Annotated in this window: 14 protein-coding genes; 6 read left to right on the top strand and 8 right to left on the bottom strand. The window is 64.7% G+C overall.

The features are described 5' to 3' along the window. Positions 1–2: 2 nt before the first annotated feature. Positions 3–1,694: a single-stranded-DNA-specific exonuclease RecJ gene (gene recJ / locus C8E02_RS04425; RefSeq protein ID WP_120809801.1), complete on the bottom strand. Its 1,692-nt coding sequence runs from the start codon at positions 1,692–1,694 to the stop codon at positions 3–5. Next, a complete protein-coding gene (locus C8E02_RS04420) occupies positions 1,691–2,695 on the bottom strand; it encodes a hypothetical protein (protein WP_120809800.1) in 1,005 nt (334 codons plus the stop codon). The genes recJ and C8E02_RS04420 overlap by 4 nt, the downstream gene beginning before the upstream one ends. Positions 2,696–3,055: 360 nt before the next feature. On the opposite strand from C8E02_RS04420, the gene C8E02_RS04415 reads away from it, so the two are divergent. The 6 genes from C8E02_RS04415 to C8E02_RS04390 all read left to right on the top strand — a co-directional run bounded on the left by C8E02_RS04415 (position 3,056) and on the right by C8E02_RS04390 (position 12,032). Then, positions 3,056–4,387 carry a M23 family metallopeptidase gene (locus tag C8E02_RS04415; RefSeq protein WP_120809799.1) on the top strand — a complete coding sequence of 444 codons (1,332 nt, stop codon included), beginning with the start codon at positions 3,056–3,058 and terminating at the stop codon, positions 4,385–4,387. Positions 4,388–4,438: 51 nt separating this feature from the next. Next, complete coding sequence (locus C8E02_RS04410; RefSeq protein WP_120809798.1) at positions 4,439–5,539, top strand: anhydro-N-acetylmuramic acid kinase; 1,101 nt, start codon at positions 4,439–4,441, stop codon at positions 5,537–5,539. A 79-nt stretch (positions 5,540–5,618) separates the two neighbouring features. Continuing rightward, the gene (locus C8E02_RS04405) at positions 5,619–7,916 is read left to right on the top strand and encodes a DNA translocase FtsK (RefSeq protein ID WP_120809797.1); all 2,298 of its coding nucleotides are present in this window, start codon (positions 5,619–5,621) and stop codon (positions 7,914–7,916) included. Positions 7,917–8,017: 101 nt separating this feature from the next. Then, the gene (hemH, locus tag C8E02_RS04400) at positions 8,018–9,103 is read left to right on the top strand and encodes a ferrochelatase (RefSeq protein WP_120809796.1); all 1,086 of its coding nucleotides are present in this window, start codon (positions 8,018–8,020) and stop codon (positions 9,101–9,103) included. 261 nt (positions 9,104–9,364) lie between these two features. Then, positions 9,365–10,558, top strand: coding sequence for a branched-chain amino acid ABC transporter substrate-binding protein (locus tag C8E02_RS04395; protein ID WP_047965313.1), 1,194 nt, complete (start codon positions 9,365–9,367; stop codon positions 10,556–10,558). A gap of 280 nt (positions 10,559–10,838) precedes the next feature. Next, the gene (locus tag C8E02_RS04390; RefSeq protein WP_120809795.1) at positions 10,839–12,032 is read left to right on the top strand and encodes a branched-chain amino acid ABC transporter substrate-binding protein; all 1,194 of its coding nucleotides are present in this window, start codon (positions 10,839–10,841) and stop codon (positions 12,030–12,032) included. A 114-nt stretch (positions 12,033–12,146) separates the two neighbouring features. On the opposite strand, the gene C8E02_RS04385 is transcribed toward C8E02_RS04390, so the two are convergent. The 6 genes from C8E02_RS04385 to nirB form a co-directional block, all read right to left on the bottom strand. Next, positions 12,147–12,482: a YegP family protein gene (locus tag C8E02_RS04385; RefSeq protein WP_120809794.1), complete on the bottom strand. Its 336-nt coding sequence runs from the start codon at positions 12,480–12,482 to the stop codon at positions 12,147–12,149. 209 nt (positions 12,483–12,691) lie between these two features. Continuing rightward, entirely contained in the window at positions 12,692–13,888 is a 1,197-nt protein-coding gene (locus tag C8E02_RS04380) for an amino acid aminotransferase (protein WP_120809793.1), read from the bottom strand. Between the two features lie 166 nt (positions 13,889–14,054). Next, on the bottom strand, positions 14,055–14,807 hold the full coding sequence (gene cobA, locus C8E02_RS04375) for a uroporphyrinogen-III C-methyltransferase (RefSeq protein ID WP_245961063.1): 753 nt from the start codon (positions 14,805–14,807) through the stop codon (positions 14,055–14,057). Between the two features lie 109 nt (positions 14,808–14,916). Beyond that, positions 14,917–17,601, bottom strand: coding sequence for a nitrate reductase (locus tag C8E02_RS04370; RefSeq protein ID WP_120809792.1), 2,685 nt, complete (start codon positions 17,599–17,601; stop codon positions 14,917–14,919). A 39-nt stretch (positions 17,602–17,640) separates the two neighbouring features. Beyond that, the gene (nirD, locus tag C8E02_RS04365) at positions 17,641–17,958 is read right to left on the bottom strand and encodes a nitrite reductase small subunit NirD (RefSeq protein WP_047965307.1); all 318 of its coding nucleotides are present in this window, start codon (positions 17,956–17,958) and stop codon (positions 17,641–17,643) included. A 67-nt stretch (positions 17,959–18,025) separates the two neighbouring features. Further along, a complete protein-coding gene (nirB, locus tag C8E02_RS04360; protein WP_120809791.1) occupies positions 18,026–20,473 on the bottom strand; it encodes a nitrite reductase large subunit NirB in 2,448 nt (815 codons plus the stop codon). Between the last annotated feature and the right edge of the window lie 130 nt (positions 20,474–20,603).

The following is a 20,603-nucleotide window of genomic DNA, read 5'->3' as shown; positions in this document are numbered from 1 at the left end:
TGTCAGCCGGGCTGGCGCCAGTGCTGGATGTATATCTGCAACTCCTTGCGCCCCTGCCACTCGTTGGCTGCCAGCTGGTACACCGCGTTGATGGTCTGCGGCAGCCACTCCACCTGGTTGAACAGCATGCCGTCGCACTGCACACCGTCCTTTTCCAGGCGCAGTTTCAGGTGCTTGTCGCCGACCACGCGCTGGCTGACGATATGGAAGTCGTTGTGGAAGGTCGGCGCGGCAAAGCCCTGCCCCCACACCTCGGCGGCCAACGTTTCCGCCACCGCCAGCGACAGCTCGCGGCCGCTGAGCGGGCCGTCGGTTTCCAGCGTGCGGGTCAGCGTGTTGCTGTCCAGCAGCTGGCGCGCCACGCTCTCGAAGGCGGCGGCGAATTCGTCGAAACGGGCCTCGGCAATGGTCAGCCCCGCCGCCATAGCGTGGCCGCCGAACTTGAGTATCAGCTGCGGGTGGCGCTTGTACACCAGGTCCAGCGCGTCGCGCAGGTGGAAGCCGGGAATGGAACGGCCGGAGCCCTTGATCTCGCCCTCGTCGCCCGGCGCGAACACGATGGCCGGCCGGTGGTACTTCTCCTTCAGCCGAGAGGCGACGATGCCGACCACGCCCTGGTGCCAGTCGTCGCGATACAGTGACAAGGTATAACGCTGCTCGGCGTCGATGCCGGACAGCACCGCCAGCGCCTCGTCCTGCATGCCGTGCTCGATGCTGCGCCGCTCGCGATTGAGCTTGTCCAGCTCCTGCGCCAGCGTCAGCGCCTGCGTTTCGTCGCCGGCCAGCAGGCAGGCGATGCCGAGGCTCATGTCGTCCAGCCGCCCGGCGGCGTTCAGCCGCGGCCCGACGGTGAAACCGAGGTCGAAGGCGTTGGCCTTGTGCGCGGCGCGGCCGGCGACACGAAACAGTGCAGCGATGCCCGGCGCCATGCGCCCGGCGCGCATGCGGCGCAGGCCGTTGTCGACCAGGATGCGGTTGTTGCGATCCAGCTTCACCACGTCGGCCACGGTGCCCAGCGCCACCAGATCCAGCAGCTCGCCCAGATTCGGCTCCGGCTGCTGCTGGAAGGCGCCACGGGCACGCAGCTCGGCGCGCAGCGCCATCAGTACGTAGAACATCACGCCGACGCCGGCCAGGTTCTTGGACGGAAACTCGCAGCCGGGCTGGTTCGGGTTGACGATCAGCGCCGCCGGCAGCGTGTCGCCGGGCAGGTGGTGGTCGGTGACCAGCACCTCGATGCCGCGCGCGTTGGCCGCCTCGACCCCGGCGACGCTGGCGATGCCGTTATCGACGGTGACGATGATGTCTGGCCGGCTCTGTGTCGCCAGCTCGACGATTTCCGGCGTCAGGCCGTAACCGTACTCGAAGCGGTTGGGCACGATGAAGTCGATCACCGCACCCAGCGCTGCCAGTCCCTTGACGGCCACCGCGCAGGCGGTCGCCCCGTCGGCATCGTAGTCGGCGACCACCAGCAAGCGCTGTCGGGCGGCGATGGCGTCGGCCAGCCGCACGGCCATCGGCTGGATGTTTTTCAGGCCGTGGTACGGCAGCAGCCCCTTGAGGCCGTAATCCACTTCGGCGGCGTCGGCGATGCCGCGCGCGGCGTACAGCCGCGCCATCAACGGTGCGATGCCTTGCTGGTGCAGTTGCCGGGCGGGGTCGGCCGGGACCGGGCGGGTAACGATACGGGTCATTGCGGATACAGTTTGCTAAGTGGCAGCGGACGGCGCCACAGTTTCCAGAGATCCAGCCGCGTGGTGCGGCTGTGCAGGCCGGCGCTGCCGTGACAGCACAGCTGTACTTCGCTGAGCCGGCCCTGCTGCAGTGCGGCCAACGTTGGCGCGAACCAGTCGCGTTCCAGCTGCAGCAGCCCCTCGCGCCAGCCCCACACGTCGCGGAACTGCGCCGCGCCCTCGGCCGCGTCGAGGTGGAGCAATACATCGCCGGCGCCCTCCGCCAGCGTGAAGGCGTAGCTCGGACTGTCGCCGGCAACACCGGCCTGCTGCGCCAGCTGCTGCCACAGCGGGTCATGGCTGTGCACCGCCGGATAGGCGCTGGCCAGTGACTGCGGCTGGCTGGCCTCGCCCCAGAACCACAGGCTGTTCACCGTCGGCTCGCCGCGCGCCTCGCGCGCTTCGTTGACCGGGTGGGTGTACAGCAACATCTGCAGCTCGTTGAGAAAGCGGCTCCAGCGCATGCCGTTTGCGCCCTTGGGCAGGTGATGGTTGATGTCTTCGCCGATCACGTCCGGCAACGCCGAAAACTCGGCACCGCTGGCTTGCGGCAAGGCAACGAACCAGCGCGCCGGTGTCGGCGCATGGAACACCAGGCCGTCCTCGGCGAAAAAGGCGTTCAGGCTGGCCAGCAGTGCCGCCGTTTCGTCTTGTGACAGATTCATGATGCCGATGTCGCCCAGCAGCGCGCGGTCGCGATCGACGCGCAGGTTGACCGGATCGGCAATCAGCCAGCTGGCCGCCGGCGCCAGCCCGGCGGCGTGGGCAAGGTTGGCCGCAAGCGCCGGCTGCGGCAGGCCGAAGGTGCGGCACAGCATCTCGCTGGCGCTCAGCGGCTCGCTGCGCCACTGGCCGCGGCCCAGCAGCGTCGACAGCGCCGGCAGCGACAGGTCCTTGCACAGCTCGGGGCCGGCGTCACTGTCCAGCCAGGTCAGGCCGGGAACAAACAGGGTGTATTTCATGGCGGGTGTAGCGTCGGGTGGGTGACATGCGATGACAAGCGGTCATCGGCACAGGCCGGCATTGTAGCGGTTTGCGGCCGGCGCTGACCAATTGCCGCGGGGCTTGAACTTATTTAGGGGCAAAACAGTCTGTGCAGGCGACCCCACTTTTTCTGCGTGCAGCAAAGGTGGGATCTGTCGTAAATCTGGCGATGACATGGGACTAGTTTGTTGATTCTTAAACATTATTTGTTTGCCTGTGGACATTTTTTTGCTAACCTGCCTCCTTTGTATTTTTATCAATAGCTGTTGATTAAGCAGCTTGTTCGATAAACGTGCTTGTCCCGGACACCATCCGGGCCATACAAGACGAAGAGATCCATGAACTACCAGACACTGCTGCAATTCCGTCAACAAGGCCTCCAGCGCCTGATGAAACATCGCTTCAGCTGGCTGATCGGCGTGGCCACCCTGCCCTTTCTCGGCGTACTGACCGCCGTTGCCGTCGCCCCGGGCGCGGCACAACAGGCGCCACTTGAAGTGCGCGAAGTCAGCCAGTCGCTGGCGCTGCCGGCACTGCCGGGCGGCGAGTCCGACGGCTCGCGCTACTGGCGCGAAGAGCGCATCCAGCGCGGCGACACCATTGCCCGCCTGCTGAACCGCCTCGGCGTCGGCAGCGACGAAGCCAACCGCTTCATCCATACCGCACCGGTGTCGCGCGACGTGCTGAAACTGCGCGCCGGCGCCACGCTGTCGGTACAGATCAACGACCAGGGCGAACTGTTCGGCCTGCGCTTCCTCAACGATGACGAAAACGGCGAAAAAGTGCTGGTCGTGATCGAAAAACAGGGCGATCAGTGGCAGGCCAGCGCCGAGCCACCACGCACCGAGGTGATCCAGGCGGTACGCTCCGTCGAGATCCGCACCAGCCTCAGCGGCGCACTGGCTCAAGCCGGCGTGCCGGTCGAGGTGCGCACCCAGCTGGGCGAGATCTTCTCCGACCAGCTGGACACCACCCGCCTGCAACCCGGTGACCGTGTCAACCTGGTCTACGAAACGCTGCTGTACAAGGGTTCGCCGATTGCCAACGGCAACGTGCTGGCTGCCGAGGTCCAGTCCGGCGGCAAGATCTGGCAGGCGTTCTACTTTGCCCACGACAGCGAATCCGGTGCCTACTACGATGCCGCCGGCCAGTCGCTGCGCAAGGGCTTCAGCAACCAGCCGGTCAGCAATGCCCGCATCAGCTCCGGCTTCGGCATGCGTTTCCATCCGGTGCTGCGCAGCCTGCGCATGCACGAGGGTATCGATTACGCCGCCGGCAGCGGCACGCCGATCATGGCCACCTCCGACGGCGTGATCGACACCATCGCCAGCCAGAGCGGCTACGGCAACGTGGTGATCATCAAGCACAACGCCAAGCTGTCGACGCTGTATGCGCACATGAGCCGTTTCGAGCCGAAACTGACACGCGGCAGCAAGGTGTCCGCCGGCCAGGTGATCGGCTATGTCGGCAGCACCGGCCGCTCCACCGGCCCACACCTGCACATGGAAGTGCGCGTCAACGGCCAGGCGGTCGATCCGTCGACCAACGCCCTGCCGGTGCCGGGGCTGAGCACGCAACAACGCTTGGCCTTCCGCCAGCAGAGCGTTAAGCTGGCGGCTAATTTGAAGCTGCTCAGGGAGATTCCGGTCAGCGTTGCCCAGCTGGAGTAAACGCCCCCGTGCAATCCGCAACCCTGACAGCACCACTGTCAGGGTTTTTTCATGTCTGCGTACTTTATCGGTTTGATGTCCGGCACCAGCCTCGACGGCGTGGATGCGGTACTGGTTGATTTTTCCGGCCCGCGTTTCCGCGTTTGCGGCGAAGCCTTCGTCGACTATCCGGCGGCACTGCGCGAGGACATCCTTGCGCTGCAGACCCCGGCACACAACGAGCTGGACCGCAGCGCACAGCTGGCCAACCAGCTGGCGCAGCGCTACGCGCAAGTGGTACAGCAGCTGCTGGCCAGTTGCCAGCTCGACGCCAGCGCCGTGAGCGCCATCGTCTGCCACGGCCAGACCATCCGCCACGCACCGGAGCGCGGCTACACGCTGCAGCTTGGCAACCTGGCGCTGCTGGCCGAACTGACCGGCATCGACGTGATCGGCGACTTGCGCAGCCGCGACGTCGCCGCCGGCGGCCAGGGTGCGCCGCTGGTGCCCGCCTTCCACGCCCATGCCTTTCATGATCCGAGCGTGAGCCGCCTGATCGTCAACATCGGCGGCATCGCCAACCTGACCTACCTCGGCAGAGACGGCGCGGTGTCCGGTTTCGACAGCGGCCCCGGCAACATGCTGCTCGACGCCTGGATCAAGCTGCATTGCGGCCAACCTTATGACGCCGACGGCGCGTGGTCGGCCTCCGGTAGCGTGCATCCACGCCTGCTGCAACAGCTGCTGGCCACCGCCTACTTTGACGCGCCACCACCAAAGAGCACCGGCCGCGACCTGTTCGACCTTGCCTGGCTGCAAGCCCAGCTGCACGCGCTGGGCGAGCCGCTGCGCCCGGCCGATGTGCAAGCCACCCTGGCAGAGCTGGTGGCGCACAGCATTGTCAACGCCGCGCAGCAGTTCCTGCCCGCCGTCAGCGCGGTCTACCTGTGCGGCGGCGGCGCGCGCAACCGCGACCTGCGCCAGCGGCTGCAGCAACGTTGGCCGCAGGTCGGCTGGCACCTCACCGACGAGCTGGGGCTGCCGCTGCAGCAGGTGGAAGCCACCGCCTTTGCCTGGCTGGGCTATTGCTTCAGCCGGCGCCAGGGCGCCAACCTGCCGGCGGTGACCGGTGCCAGCGGCCGGCGCGTGCTGGGGGCACTGTATCCGGCCTGACAAATTCACGCGCCGGCGCGCGGTTTTTGTGCGGTTTGCCGATATAATCAGCCACCACCCTAATCAAACAGAATATTCAATGCGCCTCTTCAAGCGTAAAGCCGTTGTCCGCAACACCGACCCGCTGCCGCCACGGCTCTCCAGCCTGCTGCGCGAAGCGTGGTGGTTGCTGATGGCCGTGACCGCCGTTTACCTCGTTCTGACGCTGGCGTCTTTCTCTCCTGCCGATTCCTCCTGGTCGCACAGCTCGGCCGATGCGCAGGTGCGCAACTATGGCGGTGCCTTTGGCGCCTGGCTGTCCGACATCCTGCTGTACCTGTTCGGCTACTCCGCGTGGCTGAGCGTGGCGTTCTGCCTCGCAGCCATCGCCTGGGGCTATCGCCAGCTGGGCGACGGCATCCGCCGCCTGGGCCCGATGGCGTGGGCGGCCTCGTTCGGTTTCCTGCTGTTCATTCTTTGCTCCGCCAGCCTCGAAGCGCTGATCTGGCGTGACGAAACGCTGAACCTGCCACTGGTCGCCGGCGGGCTGTTTGGCCAGTTCCTCGGCGATGTCGCCGCGCGCGTATTCGGTCTGACCGGCGGCGGCCTACTGTTACTGGTGAGCGGCGCCATCGGTTTCTCGCTGTTTACCGGCGTGTCGTGGCTAAACCTGATGGAACGCATCGGCGCCACCATCGAGGATGGCGTGCTGAAGGCCTGGCAAGCGTGGCAGGCACGCCAGGACCGCGAAATCGGCCGCGAAATCGCACAGCAGCGCGAAGAAAAAGTCGTCACCGAGAAGAAGAAGATCGAGGACAAGCCACCGGTGCGCATTGAGGCACCGGTACTGGATATCCCGCTGTCGCCCAAGGTGACCAAGCCGGTGCAGCAGTCGCTTTTTGCCGCGCCGGGCGATGACACCCTGCCCGGCCTGCCGCTGTTGGCCGCACCAAAGGAACAGGGAGAACCAGTCTCCGCCGAGACGGTGGAGTACACCTCGCGCCTGATCGAACGCAAGCTGGCCGATTTTGGCGTCGACGTGAAAGTGGTCGCCGCCTACCCCGGCCCGGTGATCACCCGTTACGAGATCGAGCCGGCCATCGGCGTCAAGGGCGCACAGATCGTCAACCTGATGCGTGACTTGGCGCGCGCGCTCTCCCTGGTGTCGATCCGGGTGGTGGAAACCATCCCCGGCAAGACCTATATGGGCCTGGAACTGCCCAACCCGAAGCGCCAGATCGTGCGCCTGTCGGAGATCGTCGGCTCCGACAGCTACCAGAACATGAGCTCGCGGCTGGCGATGGCGCTGGGCAAGGACATTGCCGGCCAGCCGGTGTCCGCGGACCTCGCCAAGATGCCGCACGTGCTGGTGGCCGGTACCACCGGCTCCGGCAAATCGGTGGCCATCAACGCGATGATCCTGTCGGTGCTGTACAAGGCGACGCCGAAGGAAGCGCGCCTGATCATGGTCGACCCGAAGATGCTGGAACTGTCGGTGTACGAAGGCATCCCGCACCTGCTGGCACCGGTGGTCACCGACATGAAGCAGGCGGCCAACGCGCTGAACTGGTGTGTCGGCGAGATGGAAAAACGCTACCGGCTGATGTCCAAGCTCGGCGTGCGCAACCTCGCCGGCTACAACCAGAAGATCCGCGACGCGGAAAAGGCCGGCGAGAAGCTGCCCAACCCGTTCAGCCTGACGCCGGAAGCGCCGGAGCCGCTGGAGACCATGCCGATGATCGTGGTGGTGATCGACGAGCTGGCCGACCTGATGATGGTGGCCGGCAAGAAGATCGAGGAACTGATCGCCCGTCTGGCACAGAAGGCGCGTGCCGCCGGCATCCACTTGATCCTCGCCACGCAGCGGCCGTCGGTGGACGTGATCACCGGCCTGATCAAGGCCAACATCCCGACGCGCATCGCGTTCCAGGTGTCCAGCAAGATCGACAGCCGTACCATCCTCGACCAGATGGGCGCCGAGACGCTGCTGGGACAGGGCGACATGCTGTACCTGCCGCCGGGCACCGGCTACCCGCTACGCGTGCACGGCGCCTTTGTCGCCGACGACGAAGTGCACCAGGTGGTGGAATTCCTCAAGACCACCGGCGAGCCGGACTACATCGAAGGCATCCTCACCGGCGGCACCGAAACCGAGGCTGGCGACGGCGGTGATGGTCTCTCCGGCAGCAATGACACGGAAGCCGATCCACTGTACGACGATGCCGTCGCCATTGTGCTGAAAACGCGCAAGGCGTCGATTTCGTCGGTGCAGCGCCACCTGCGCATCGGCTACAACCGCGCCGCGCGCCTGATCGAACAGATGGAAGCCAGCGGCATCGTCTCGGCGATGGAAACCAACGGCAACCGCAGTGTGCTGGTGCCGGCGCGAGAGGAATAAGCCGCGCCATTCGTGGTACAAGGTTGGCCGCAGCAATGCGGCCATTGCTTTTTCAGGCCCGCAAGGTAAGCTTCACCCTTATTATTTGTACTGGACAAAACATGGCCGCACCGCTCACAGAACCGGCTTTCCGCCACAGCTACACCCCCAAGACCGGCGTGCTGCTGATCAACCTCGGCACCCCCGAGGCGCCGACCGCCAAGGCCTTGCGCCCCTACCTCAAGCAATTCCTGTCCGACCAGCGCGTGATCGAAATCCCGAAGGCGCTGTGGTGGCTGATCCTCAACGGCATCATTCTCAACCTGCGCCCGCGCAAGAGCGCCGAGAAGTACGCCAGTATCTGGAGCAGCGAGGGCTCACCGCTGCTGGTCCATACCCGCAACCAGACCAGACTGCTGGCCGAACAGCTGGCGGCCGCCGGACTGGAGCATGTGGTGGTCGACTTCGCGATGCGCTACGGCAATCCGTCGGTCGACAGCGTGCTGCGCGGCATGCGTGAACAGGGAGTCGAGCGCTTGCTGGTAGTGCCGCTGTATCCGCAATACGCCGGCTCTTCGGTGGCGACCGCGCTGGACGAGGTGTTCCGCAGCCTGCTGCGCATGCGCAACATGCCGGAAATCCGCACCGTGCGCCATTTCCACGATTTCCCACCTTATATCGAGGCGCTGGCGCGACAGGTGGAGGCGCACTGGCAGGCAAACGGCCGTGGCGACAAGCTGCTGATGTCGTTCCACGGGGTGCCGCGTTTCACGCTGGACAAGGGCGACCCTTATCACTGTGAATGCCTGAAAACCGGCCGCCTGCTGGCGGAGCGGCTGCAGCTGAGCAAGGAACAGTATGTGGTGGCATTCCAGAGCCGCTTCGGCAAGGCGGAGTGGCTCAAGCCCTATACCGTCGACACGCTGACGGCACTGGCCAAGGCCGGCACGCAAAAACTGGACGTGATGTGCCCCGGCTTTGTCGGCGACTGCCTGGAGACACTGGAAGAGATCGCCATGGAAGGCAAGGAGATTTTCCTGACCAACGGCGGTGGCGAATACCGCTATATTTCCTGCCTCAATGAAGATCCAAACTGGCTGAATGCACTGACAGCACTGGTACAGCAGCATCTTGGTGGCTGGATAACAACACCGGATGATCCGGTGCTGCGTTTTCAGCGTGCGCAAGATTCAGGCGCAAACGGCTAGCAAAAGCGATTTTTTCACCCCAATGACGCACCAACATGGTGCGCCATTGTTCATTTTATACTTTATCCGCCTGGCAATCTGACCAATGCAGTGCAGCAAATATGTCATAACCTTTGACGTGCCCGACAATCTCCAAATTGGTGAAATCAAACTTCGTTGACACTGCATAGGGTGCTACGCATAATCAGTCCGCATCTGCTCTTTCCAAAAGAACTGAGCGGATCTTACAAGTCACATGACTAAGATCAGGGGAAACACAAGATGAATAAATTCGCACGCCTTAGCCTCTTTGCAGCAGCCGCCATCGCACTGACTGCCTGCGGCAACAAAGAAGAACAACCAGCTGCTGATGCTTCCGCTGCCGCGGCCGATGCCGGCGGTGAAGTGGTAGTCAAAATCGGTCAAGTATCGCCAATGACCGGTCCGATTGCTCACCTGGGCAAAGACAACGAATTTGGCGCGCGTCTGGCCATTGAAGACCTGAACGCCGAAGGCGTCGAGATCGGTGGCAAGAAAGTCAAGTTTGAACTGGTCTCCGAAGATGACCAGGCTGACCCGAAAATCGGTACCCAGGTTGCACAGCGTCTGGTTGATGCCCAGGTTGTCGGCGTGGTTGGTCACCTGAACTCCGGTACCACCATCCCTGCATCCAAGATCTACTCCGATGCCGGCATCCCGCAGATCTCCCCTTCCGCGACCAACCCTGACTACACCAAGCAAGGTTACAAGACCACCTTCCGTGTTATTGCCAACGACGTACAGCAAGGCAAGGCACTGGGCGAGTTTGCCGTGGACAACCTGAAAGCGAAAAAAGTCGCCATCATCGACGACCGTACCGCTTACGGCCAGGGTCTCGCTGACGAATTCGAAAAAGCAGTTAAAGCCAAAGGTGGCGCGATCTCCAAGCGCGAGTTCACCACCAACACCGCTACCGACTTCAACGCCATTCTGACCTCGATCAAATCGACTCAGCCTGACGTGATCTTCTACGGCGGCATGGACGCACAGGCAGCACCACTGGCCAAGCAGATGCAGCGTCTGGGCATCAAGGCCAAGCTGATGGGCGGCGACGGCTGGCAGACTCCGGAGTTCATCAAACTGGCTGGCGAAGCATCTGAAGGTCAGTACTCCTCCAGCTGCGGCGTGCCACGCGACAAGATGCCAGGTTTCGCGGCATTCAACGACAAGTTCAAAGCCAAGTTCAACACCGACGTACAGATCTATGCTCCTTACGAGTACGATGCTGTGAAAGTCCTGGTTGACTCCATGAAACGTGCCGGTTCGACCGATCCTAAGGTCTACCTGCCGGAAGTGGGCAAGACCCAGATGACTGGTGTGACCGGCGAGATCTCCTTTGACGAAAAAGGCGATATCAAGAACGGCGCAGTCACCGTTTACCAGGTTAAAGGCGGCAAGTGGGAAGTGGTTTCCACTGTTGGCGGCCCAGCCAAGTAAGCAGATCTGACAAGCTTGTTGTACGTAAAAATGGCGCCCTGACGGGCGCCATTTTTTATGCTTGCCATATCGCAATGCAGCATTTAAGATCATTGCAACACGTCGATTGTATCCAGTCGCCGCTCCCCTTTGTCTCCACGACTGCCACCACCCCGCGCGGTCCGGACACAATGTCACGACAACAGGCGCCCGAACCGGACCCGGTTCGGCTGACCATAAAACCACCTGCATTTTACAAACAGAATGTTCCCGCTATGAGGAACAGGGACACGTTTTCACCATGAATCCATATCGCCTCTCCGCTATCGCCGCAGCCGCACTGACGCTGGCCGCTTGCAACAATGCCGAACCACAGCAAGACGCCGCCGCCAGCGCCCCCGCTGCCGCGCAGGAACACGTAGTCAAGATCGGCTCCGCCAACCCGCTGACCGGCCCGTTCGCACACTGGGGCCGTGACGCCGACAATGGCGTACAACTGGCTGCCGAAGAAGCCAACGCGGAAAAGCTGACCCTGGACGGCAAGCCGGTCCGTTTTGAAGTGATCTCCGAAGACGACCAGGCCGACCCGAAAGTCGCCACCCAGGTTGCGCAGCGCTTTGTCGACGCCGGCGTTGCCGCCGTGATCGGCCACCTGACCTCCGGCGCCGCCATCCCGGCGTCGCGCCTGTATAACGATGCCGGCATCACCATGATCGCCGGCTCGGTGACCAGCCCGAAATTCACCGAGCAAGGCTACAACAACACCTTCCGCATCATCGCCAATGACCTGCAACAGGGTCAGGCGCTGGCCAAGTACGCGGTGACCGAGCTGAAGTCGAAGCGCATCGCCGTCATCGACGACCGCACCACCTACGGCCAGGGCCTGGCCGACGACTTTGCCAAGGCTACCGAAGCGGCCGGCGGCACGATCGTCAAGCGCGAATACACCACCAACAGCGCCACCGACTTCATGGCGATCCTGACCTCGATCAAGGGCGAGAAGCCGGAACTGATCTTCTACGGCGGCATGGACGCACAGGCCGGCCCGCTGGTGAAGCAGATGCGCAAGCTGGGCATCACCGCGGTATTCATGGGTGCCGACGGGGTCAACACTGCCGAGTTCGCCAAGCTGGCGGGCAAGGATGGTGAGGGTGCCTACGCCTCCAGCGCCGGCGCCTCGAAAGAGCTGATGCCGGGCTACACCGCGTTCAACACCAAGTACAAGGCGCGCTTCAACGGCGAAATCCAGGCCTACGCGCCGTACACCTACGACGCGACCCGCGTGGTGATCGATGCGATGAAACGCGCCAACTCCGCCGACCCGAAGAAATACCTGGCCGAAGTCGGCAAGACCTCGCTGCAAGGCGTGACCGGCCCGATCGCCTTTGAGAGCAACGGCGACATCAAGAACGGCACCGTGACCCTGTACCGCCTGGAAGGCGGCAAGTGGGCAGGTGTGGCCAAACCGGCGAGCGACGCTTCCGCCGCGCAATAAGCCTCAGCGTGACGCAACAACGCCGTTCCCGCTGTAGCGGGAACGGCGTTTTTTGTGACCACATCAGCATCGACGCAGCAGTACCGGAAACGTCCGGCACCCCTTGTCCGCGCTTTAGCCGGTCAGATCCTTGATCGTGGTTGATCCACCGTTGGTCTTGACGCTGTCGATGCCGTTATCGCGTGCCGCCTCGCTGCTGTACATCTGGCTGCTGCCGATGACCTGGTGATTGCCGGCCTTGAGGTTGAAAAACGCCTTGCCGTTGGCCGCGGTCTTGCGCTCGTAGCGCTCCTCCAGCGGACTGTTGGCTTGCACCGAGGCGATACCGTTTTCCGCGGCGACGCGGGTGTGGTACAGCTCGCTGCTGAGAATGGTTTCCGCATTGCCCGCCTTCAGCACAAAACGAAACTGCCCGTCGCTGCTTTTGCTCAATTCGAACCAACCTGCCATGTGACGACTCCTTGTTGTGACGTTGACAAACACCCCAAGACAAACAGCGATGACCGCCCTGCGTACCTCCGCCCGGCGGCAGTCCATGCCAAACAGCTTAGCAGAGCCGGCACGCCAGTACCAAACCAGAACCACGCCATAATTAAGTACGCCATAAAAAACGCCTCGTGACCACACGGGGCGTTTTGGCAAGCCAGGGTTGGCCGCAATCAGGCTTTCAGTACTTCCGCCATCGCATCGGCAACGTATTCCACGTTGCGGCTATTGAGGCCGGCCACGCACATGCGGCCGGAGCGCACCAGGTACACCGCGAACTCTTCGCGCAGGCGATCCACCTGCTCCGGCGTCAGCCCGGTGTAGCTGAACATGCCGCGCTGCTTGATGAAGTAGCTGAAATCGCGGCCCGGCACCTTGGCCGACAGCACCGCGTACAGCTTCTGGCGCATCGCCTTGATGCGCTCGCGCATCTCGGTCACTTCGCCTTCCCACTCGGTGCGCAGTGCCGGCTCGATCATCACCATGGCGGTCACCTGCCCGCCATGGGTTGGCGGGCTGGAATAGTTGCGGCGCACGGTGGCCTTCAGCTGGCCCAGCACGCGGCCGGCTTCTTCGGCATCGTGGCACACCACCGACAGGCCGCCGCAGCGCTCGCCGTAGAACGACAGATTCTTGGAGAACGAGTTGCTGACAAAGAAGCTGACGCCGGCGGCGGTCATCGCGCGGATGGCGAAGACGTCATCCTCCAGGCTGTCGCCGAAGCCCTGGTAGGCGATGTCCATGAACGGCAGCAGGTCACGCTGCTTCACCACCTCGATCACCTGCTCCCACTGCGCATTGGAGAGATCGACGCCGGTCGGGTTGTGGCAGCACGGGTGCAGCAGCACGATGGTCTTGGCCGGCAGCGCCTGGAAGCAGGCGATCATCTCGTCGAACTTCACCCCGCCGGTGGCGGCGTCGTAGTACGGGTAGTCGTGCACCACAAAGCCGGCGCCTTCGAACATGGCGCGGTGGTTATCCCAGGTCGGCGCGCTGACCCACACTTCGCTGTCCGGGAAGTAGCGCTTGAGCAGATCGCCGCCGATCTTCAGCGCGCCGGAGCCGCCGATGGTCTGGATGGTGGCAATGCGGCCGGCGGTCACCGCCTCGTGGCCGGCGCCCCACAGCAACTGCTGCACCGCGGTGCGGTAGTTGGCGGCGCCTTCCATCGGCTGGTAGGAGCGTGCACCGGCACTGGCCACGCGCGCGGCTTCGGCCTTCTGCACCGACGGCAGCAGCGGAATACGGCCTTCCTCGTCGTAGTACAGGCCGATGCCGAGGTTGACTTTCGGATTGCGGGTGTCCTTGTTGAAGGTTTCAACCAGGGTCAGGATCGGGTCGCCGGCGTAGGCTTCGACATGCTGGAACATAGTTTTCCTGTTTCTCTCTTGTCTGGATCGGGTGGCAAACAAGCCATAAACCTAACATAAAGCCTGATTTTTCACAGCATCGACACCAACAAGCCGCCAAATCCGCAGCAACATTGCCGCAAATATCATTTTCAGGCCACTAAATTGCCAGCCACCCGCCAGGGCCTTACACCGCGATGGGCCACGCCTGCTCGGCTGCCTCTACCTGCGCCAGCGCCGCCACCTCGCCCAGCACGATCACCGCCGGGCTGGCCAGGCCGCTGCGCGCCACATCGGCGGCCAAGGTTTGCAATCGGGTGACGATGTGGCGCTGCTCGGCACAGCCCGCACGGTGCACCACCGCCACCGGCAGGCTGGCAGCAAAGCCGGCGGCGATCAGCTCGCTGGCCAGCGCCTCGACATCGCTCATGCCCATGTAGCAGACCACGGTCAGCTGCGAGGCAGCCAGCGCCTGCCAGTCCGGACGCGAGCCGTCCACGGTGTGCGCGGTGACCAGCGCCACGCCGCGGGCGACGCTGCGGTGCGTCAGCGGCAGGCCCAGCGCCGGGCCGACGGCGAGACCGGCTGTGATGCCGCCGACGGCCTCCACGTCCACGCCGCGCTCCGCCAGCCACGCCCACTCCTCGCCGCCGCGACCGAAGATGAACGGGTCGCCACCCTTCACCCGTGCCACGGTCTTGCCCTGCCGAGCGTAACGCGCCATCAGCCGCAGGATGAAGGCCTGCGGCGTCGACTTGCAGCCACCGCGCTTGCCGACGTGCACGATGCGGGTGCCGGGACGGGCAAAATCGAGAATGTCGCGGCCAACCAGATCATCCACCAGCCAGGTGTCACAGGACTGCAGCACGCGCAGCGCCTTCAGGGTCAGCAATTCCGCATCGCCGGGACCTGCGCCGATCAACCATACCTTGCCGTTCATGATGTTTCCTTTGCGTGTGCGGCCTGTTGGCCCTGACGGCCACCATACCTGAAACAAAAAGTTCGATTAGACCAATGTTTTATAACCAAATATCGCAAAACCAGCGCTATTACGCCGCCACCATGCGCACCAGCTCCGGCACACAGGAGCCGCAGCCTGTGCCGCAGCGCAGCTCGCGCTTCAGCCCGTCCACGTCCAGCCCTCTGGCGATACCGGCGCAGATCGCGTCCTCGCGCACGCCTTCGCAGGAGCACACCACGCGCGAACGCACCGCGCCGCGCGCCTGCCCGGTCAGCAGCGCCGACAGGCTGTCCGGTGCCGCGCCGCCGTCCAGCCAGCTGCTCAGCGCCTCATCGGCGCGCACGTCGCCGGCCAGCACAAAGCCCAGCGGCTGTTTCGCCTGCAGCCACACCCGCCGCAGGATGCCGCGCGCCGGGTCGTCCAGCGCTGCCGACAGGCTGCCGGCCGGCTCCAGCACGCTGGCCAGCTGTTGCAGTACGGCGGCGTCCGGAGCCCAGCTGGCGGCCAGCCGCAGCCGCAACGCTTCCACGCCGCCGAGCATCACCGGCACCGCCACCGCGTACGGGAACAGCGCGCGCAACGCGTCCAGCCGCGCCCGTGCCGCCAGCGCGTCGCCCTTCAAGAGCAGCGTGGCGCGCCACGGCAACTTGGCCGCTTCCACCGCCACCGCGGCGTGCTTCAGCTCCGGCTGCCGCGACAGCGGATCGCCTACGCGGGTGGTCAGCGCATTGATGCCCTGCCCGCCCAGTGCGGCGCCGCCCCAGTGCATGGGGATGAAAGCCACGCCGGGGCGCAGCGTGTCGTCGGCCACCACCGGCAGGTAGATCGCGCCGCGCTTGTTGCGCACCTTGACCAGGTCGCCGCTGTTCAGGCGCTGGCGCTGCAGGTCGCGCGGGTGCATCGCCAGCTGCGGCTCTTCCACGTGACGGGTCAGTGCCGGCACCAGCGCAGTACGGCTCATGGTGTGCCAGTGGTCGCGCAGGCGGCCCGTGGTCAGCCGCAGCGGAAAATGCGCCGACACCTTGTCGCTGACCGTGCGCCAGGCGACATCGACAAACTGCGCGCGGCCGGATGCGGTGGCGAACATGCCGTCGCCGTACAGCCGCGCGGTGCCGTGGCCGTCGCGGAACGGCCACTGCTGCGGCCCGCGCTCGTCCAGCAGCGCGTAGCTGAGCGCGCTGTAATCCAGATCGCGGCCGGCGGTGGTGGTGGCGTGCTCGGCGAACACCGCGGCGGCATCGACAAAGCCGAACGCCGGCAGCCGCTCCGGCGCGATGCTTGCGGCCAACCTTTGCGCCACGTCGTCGGCGATGCGCCAGTCTTCGCGCGCCTGTCCCGGTGCCGGCAGCGCGGCGCGCACGCGGCTGATGCGGCGCTCGCTATTGGTGACGGTGCCGTCCTTTTCCGGCCAGGTGGCGGCCGGCAGCACGATGTCGGCGTAGGCCAGCGTCTCGCTGGTGTTGAACGCTTCCTGCACGATCACGCAGTCCACCTTTTCCAGCGCGGCGCGCACCAGCGCCTGCTCCGGCATCGACTGCGCCGGGTTGGTGCACACGATCCACAGCACCTTGATCTTGCCCTCCGCCGCGGCCTCGAACAGCTCCACCGCCGCCAGCCCCGGCGTGGCCGGCAGCGCCGGCACGCCCCACAGTGCGGCCACTTCGGCGCGGTGCGCGGCATTGCTTGGCTCACGGTGGCCGGGTAGCGCGGTAGCGAGACCGCCGACCTCGCGCCCGCCCATCGCGTTGGGCTGGCCGGTCAGTGAAAACGGGCCGCAGCCGGGACGGCCGATGTGGCCGGTAGCCAGATGCAGGTGGATCAGCGCCGCGTTCTTGTCGCTGCCGTTGCTGTACTGGTTCAGGCCCATGGTGTAGCAGGACAGCGTGGCCGCGCTTTGGGCAAACCAGCGCGCGGCGGTGACCAGGTCCTGCTCGCTGATGCCGCACAGCTCGGCGGCGGCGCGCGGGGTGAATTCCTGCAGCCGCTGCTTGAGCACGGCAAAGCCTTCCGTATGTTGTTCGATAAAGGCACGGTCGATCAGCTCTTCCCAGATCATCACGTTGAGCATGCCATGGAACAGCGCCACGTCGGTGCCGGGCAGCACCGGCAGGTACAGGTCGGCGATGCTGGCGGTATCGGTGCGGCGCGGATCGACGACGATGATCTTCATCGCCGGGTTGGCGGCCTTGGCGTCTTCCAGGCGGCGGAACAGCACCGGGTGGGCGAACGCCATATTGGAGCCGGCGATCAGCACGCACTCGGCGTGGTCGAAGTCGTCGTAGCAGGCCGGCGGCGCGTCGGCGCCCAGCGTCAGCTTGTAGCCGGTGACGGCGCTGGACATGCACAGCCGCGAGTTGGTGTCGACGTTGTTGGTGCCGACCAGGCCGCGCGCCAGCTTGTTGAACAGGTAGTAGTCCTCGGTCAGCAGCTGGCCGGACAGGTAGAAGCCGACCGAATCCGGGCCGTGCTGGCGGATGGCGTCGGCAAGCTTGCCGCTGACCGCCTCCAGCGCGCTATCCCAGCTGACTTCCTGCGCCGGTTCATCCTTGGACAGCCGCAAGGTTGGCCGCAACAGCCGTGCCGATGGCCGGCCGGTGGTGTCGCCGAGGGTGCGGCCCTTGCTGCACAGGCGGCCGAAGTTGGCCGGATGGGCGCCGTCGCCGGTCACCGCCAGCACGCGGCTGCCGTCGGTGGTGATCTCGACGCCGCAGCCGGTGCCGCAATAGCAGCAGATGGAGGAGACGGTGTGGTGGTGTCCCGTTGTTTCAGTCATGTTCTAGTCTCCTTGCGGCCAACCTTGTTGATGCAATGCTCAATCCAGCGCCAGAAAAATGGCGCCCGCTTCCAGCTTCACCGGGATGTGGCCGCTACAGCCCTCGTCCGGCGCGCAGGCCTGGCCGGTGGCCAGATCGATATTCCAGTTGTGCAGCGGGCAGGTCACGGTGCGACCGGAGACGATGCCCTGCGACAGTGGCCCGCCCTTGTGCGGGCACTTGTCGACCAGCGCGAACACCTGGTCGTCGATGGTGCGAAAGATGGCGATGTCGTCGCCGTCGTCACGCTTCAGCACGCGGGCGCCCTGCGCCGGGATGTCGTTCAGCTGGCAGATGGTTTTCCAGTTGCGGCTCATGATGTGATCCTTTCGGTGGTGGCCACGGCGGCGCGGGGCTGCCGTGGCTGATGGACAAGTCGCCGGTTCAGGCGGTAACCGTTTCGATGCTCAGCGCTTCAAACTCGTGACGGGCCACGCCACCCTTGGTGCGCTCCGCCCACGGGTCCTGCTCAAAGGTCAGCGCGAACTTCAGTCGCGCGTACAGCTCGTTGCGGCCAACCTCGTCGGCCAGCACCCGCTGCTTGATGTACTCCATGCCGACGCGGTGCAGATAGTGCACGGTGCGCTCCAGATAGAACGCCTCCTCGCGGTACAGCTGCAGGAAGGCGCCGCTGTACACCATCACCTCGTCGTGCGTTTTCACCTTGCACAGGAACTCGGCCACCTCGGTCTTGATGCCGCCGTTGCCGCCGATGTACAGCTCCCAGCCGGAGTCGACGCCGATGATGCCCACATCCTTGATGCCGGCCTCGGAGCAGTTGCGCGGGCAGCCGGACACCGCCAGCTTGACCTTGGCCGGGCTCCACATGCCGAACAGGTCGTGTTCCAGATCGATGCCCATCTGCGTCGAATCCTGGGTGCCGAAGCGGCAGAACTCGCTGCCGACACAGGTTTTCACCGTGCGCAGGCTCTTGCCGTAGGCGTGGCCGGACGGCATGTCCAGATCGGCCCACACTTTCGGCAGGTCTTCCTTCTTCACCCCCAGCAGGTCGATACGCTGGCCGCCGGTGACTTTCACCATCGGGATGTCGTACTTGTCGGCAACATCGGCGATGCGGCGCAGCTCGGACGGGTTGGTGACGCCGCCCCACATCCGCGGGATCACCGAGTAGGTGCCGTCCTTCTGGATGTTGGCGTGCACGCGTTCGTTGATGAAGCGCGACTGCGGATCGTCCTTCGCCTCGCCCGGCCAGCTGGAGATCAGGTAGTAGTTGATGGCCGGGCGGCAGCTGCTGCAGCCGTCCATCGAGCGCCAGTTCAGCGCGGTAAAGGTGTCCGCCAGCGAGGTCAGGTGCTGTTCGCGGATCGCCTGCCGCACCTGGCCGTGGTTGAGTTCGGTACAGCCGCAGATCGCCTTTTCCGATTTCGGCTTCACGTCGGCGGCGCCGCCGACGCAGTTGATCAGGATCTGCTCCACCAGGCCGGTGCAGGAGCCGCAGGAGCTGGCCGCCTTGGTGTGCTTCTTCACCTCGTCGACGGTGAACAGGCCCTTCTCCTGGATCGCCTTGACGATGCTGCCCTTGCACACGCCGTTGCAGCCGCACACTTCGGCATCGTCGCTCATGCCCATCGCGCGGTTCTGGCCGGCGTGGCCGACGTCGCCGATGGCGCCCTCGCCCAGCATCAGCTGTTCGCGCATTTCGTGGATGGCGTGCCCTTCGCGGATCAGGCGGAAATACCAGCCGCCGTCGGCGGTGTCGCCATACAGGCAGGCGCCGACCAGCTTGTCGTCCTTAACGATCAGCTTCTTGTAGATGCCGCCGACCGGATCGGACAGCGTGATTTCCTCATGACCGTCGCCGCCCATGAAGTTGCCGGCGGAGAACAGGTCCACCCCGGTCACTTTCAGCTTGGTGCTGGTCGCCGCCGGCACGTAGCGGGCGATGCCGAAGTTGGCCAGGTGGTTGGCCACCACTTTCGCCATGTCGAACAGCGGCGCCACCAGGCCGTAGCTGACGCCGCGGTGGCTGACGCACTCGCCCACCGCATAGACGCGCGGGTCGAAGGTCTGCATGAAGTCGTTGACCACGATGCCGCGGTCGCAGTAGATGCCGCTCTGTTCCGCCAGGCTGAAGTTGGGGCGGATGCCGACCGCCATCACCACCAGATCGGCCGGCACTTCCTCGCCATCCTTGAAGCGCACGCTGGCGACGCGGCCGCTGCTGCCGGCCACCAGCTCGGCGGTCTGCTTCTGCAGCAGGAAGGTCAGGCCGCGTTCCTGCAGCGTGTCCTGCAGCATGGCGGCGGCGGTGCGATCCAGCTGGCGGTCGAGCAGCCATTCGCCCAGGTGCACCACGGTCACCTTCATGCCGCGTGCGGCGAGACCGTTGGCCGCTTCCAGCCCCAGCAGGCCACCGCCGATCACCACCGCGTGCTGATGGTTGGCCGCGGCATCGATCATGGTGTTGACGTCGTGGATGTCACGGAAGGTGACCACGCCGTCCAGTTCCTTGCCCGGCACCGGCAGGATGAACGGGTTGGAGCCGGTGGCCAGCAGCAGGCGGTCGTACTCGGCGGTGGTGCCGTCGGCGGCGCGCACGATGCGGCGGCCGCGGTCGATGTCCACCACTTCCTTGCCCAGATGCAGGGTGATGCCGTGCTCGGCATACCAGTCGACATCGTTGAGCATGATTTCCGGCAGCGTCTGCTCGCCGGTCAGCACCGGCGACAGCAGGATGCGGTTGTAGTTGGCGTACGGTTCGGCACCGAACACGGTGATGTCGTACAGCTCCGGGGTCAGCTTGAGCAGCTCTTCCAGCGTGCGCACCCCGGCCATGCCGTTGCCGACCATTACCAATTTGAGCTTCTTCATGGTGTTTCCTTTGTCTGATTTGCGACGCATTGCGCGGTGTCCTGCCTGCGCCGCCCGTCGTCATTGCCGTAGCGGTGCCGAAACGAAAAAAGGTCCGCCGGTGTGACTTGCGCCACGCCGAACGGACCTC

The sequence above is a fragment of the Vogesella indigofera genome, from assembly GCF_003633895.1.
GTDB lineage: Bacteria > Pseudomonadota > Gammaproteobacteria > Burkholderiales > Chromobacteriaceae > Vogesella > Vogesella indigofera.
Note: the sequence above shows the minus strand (reverse complement) of the source record. Positions and strands in the feature narration are given on the sequence as shown.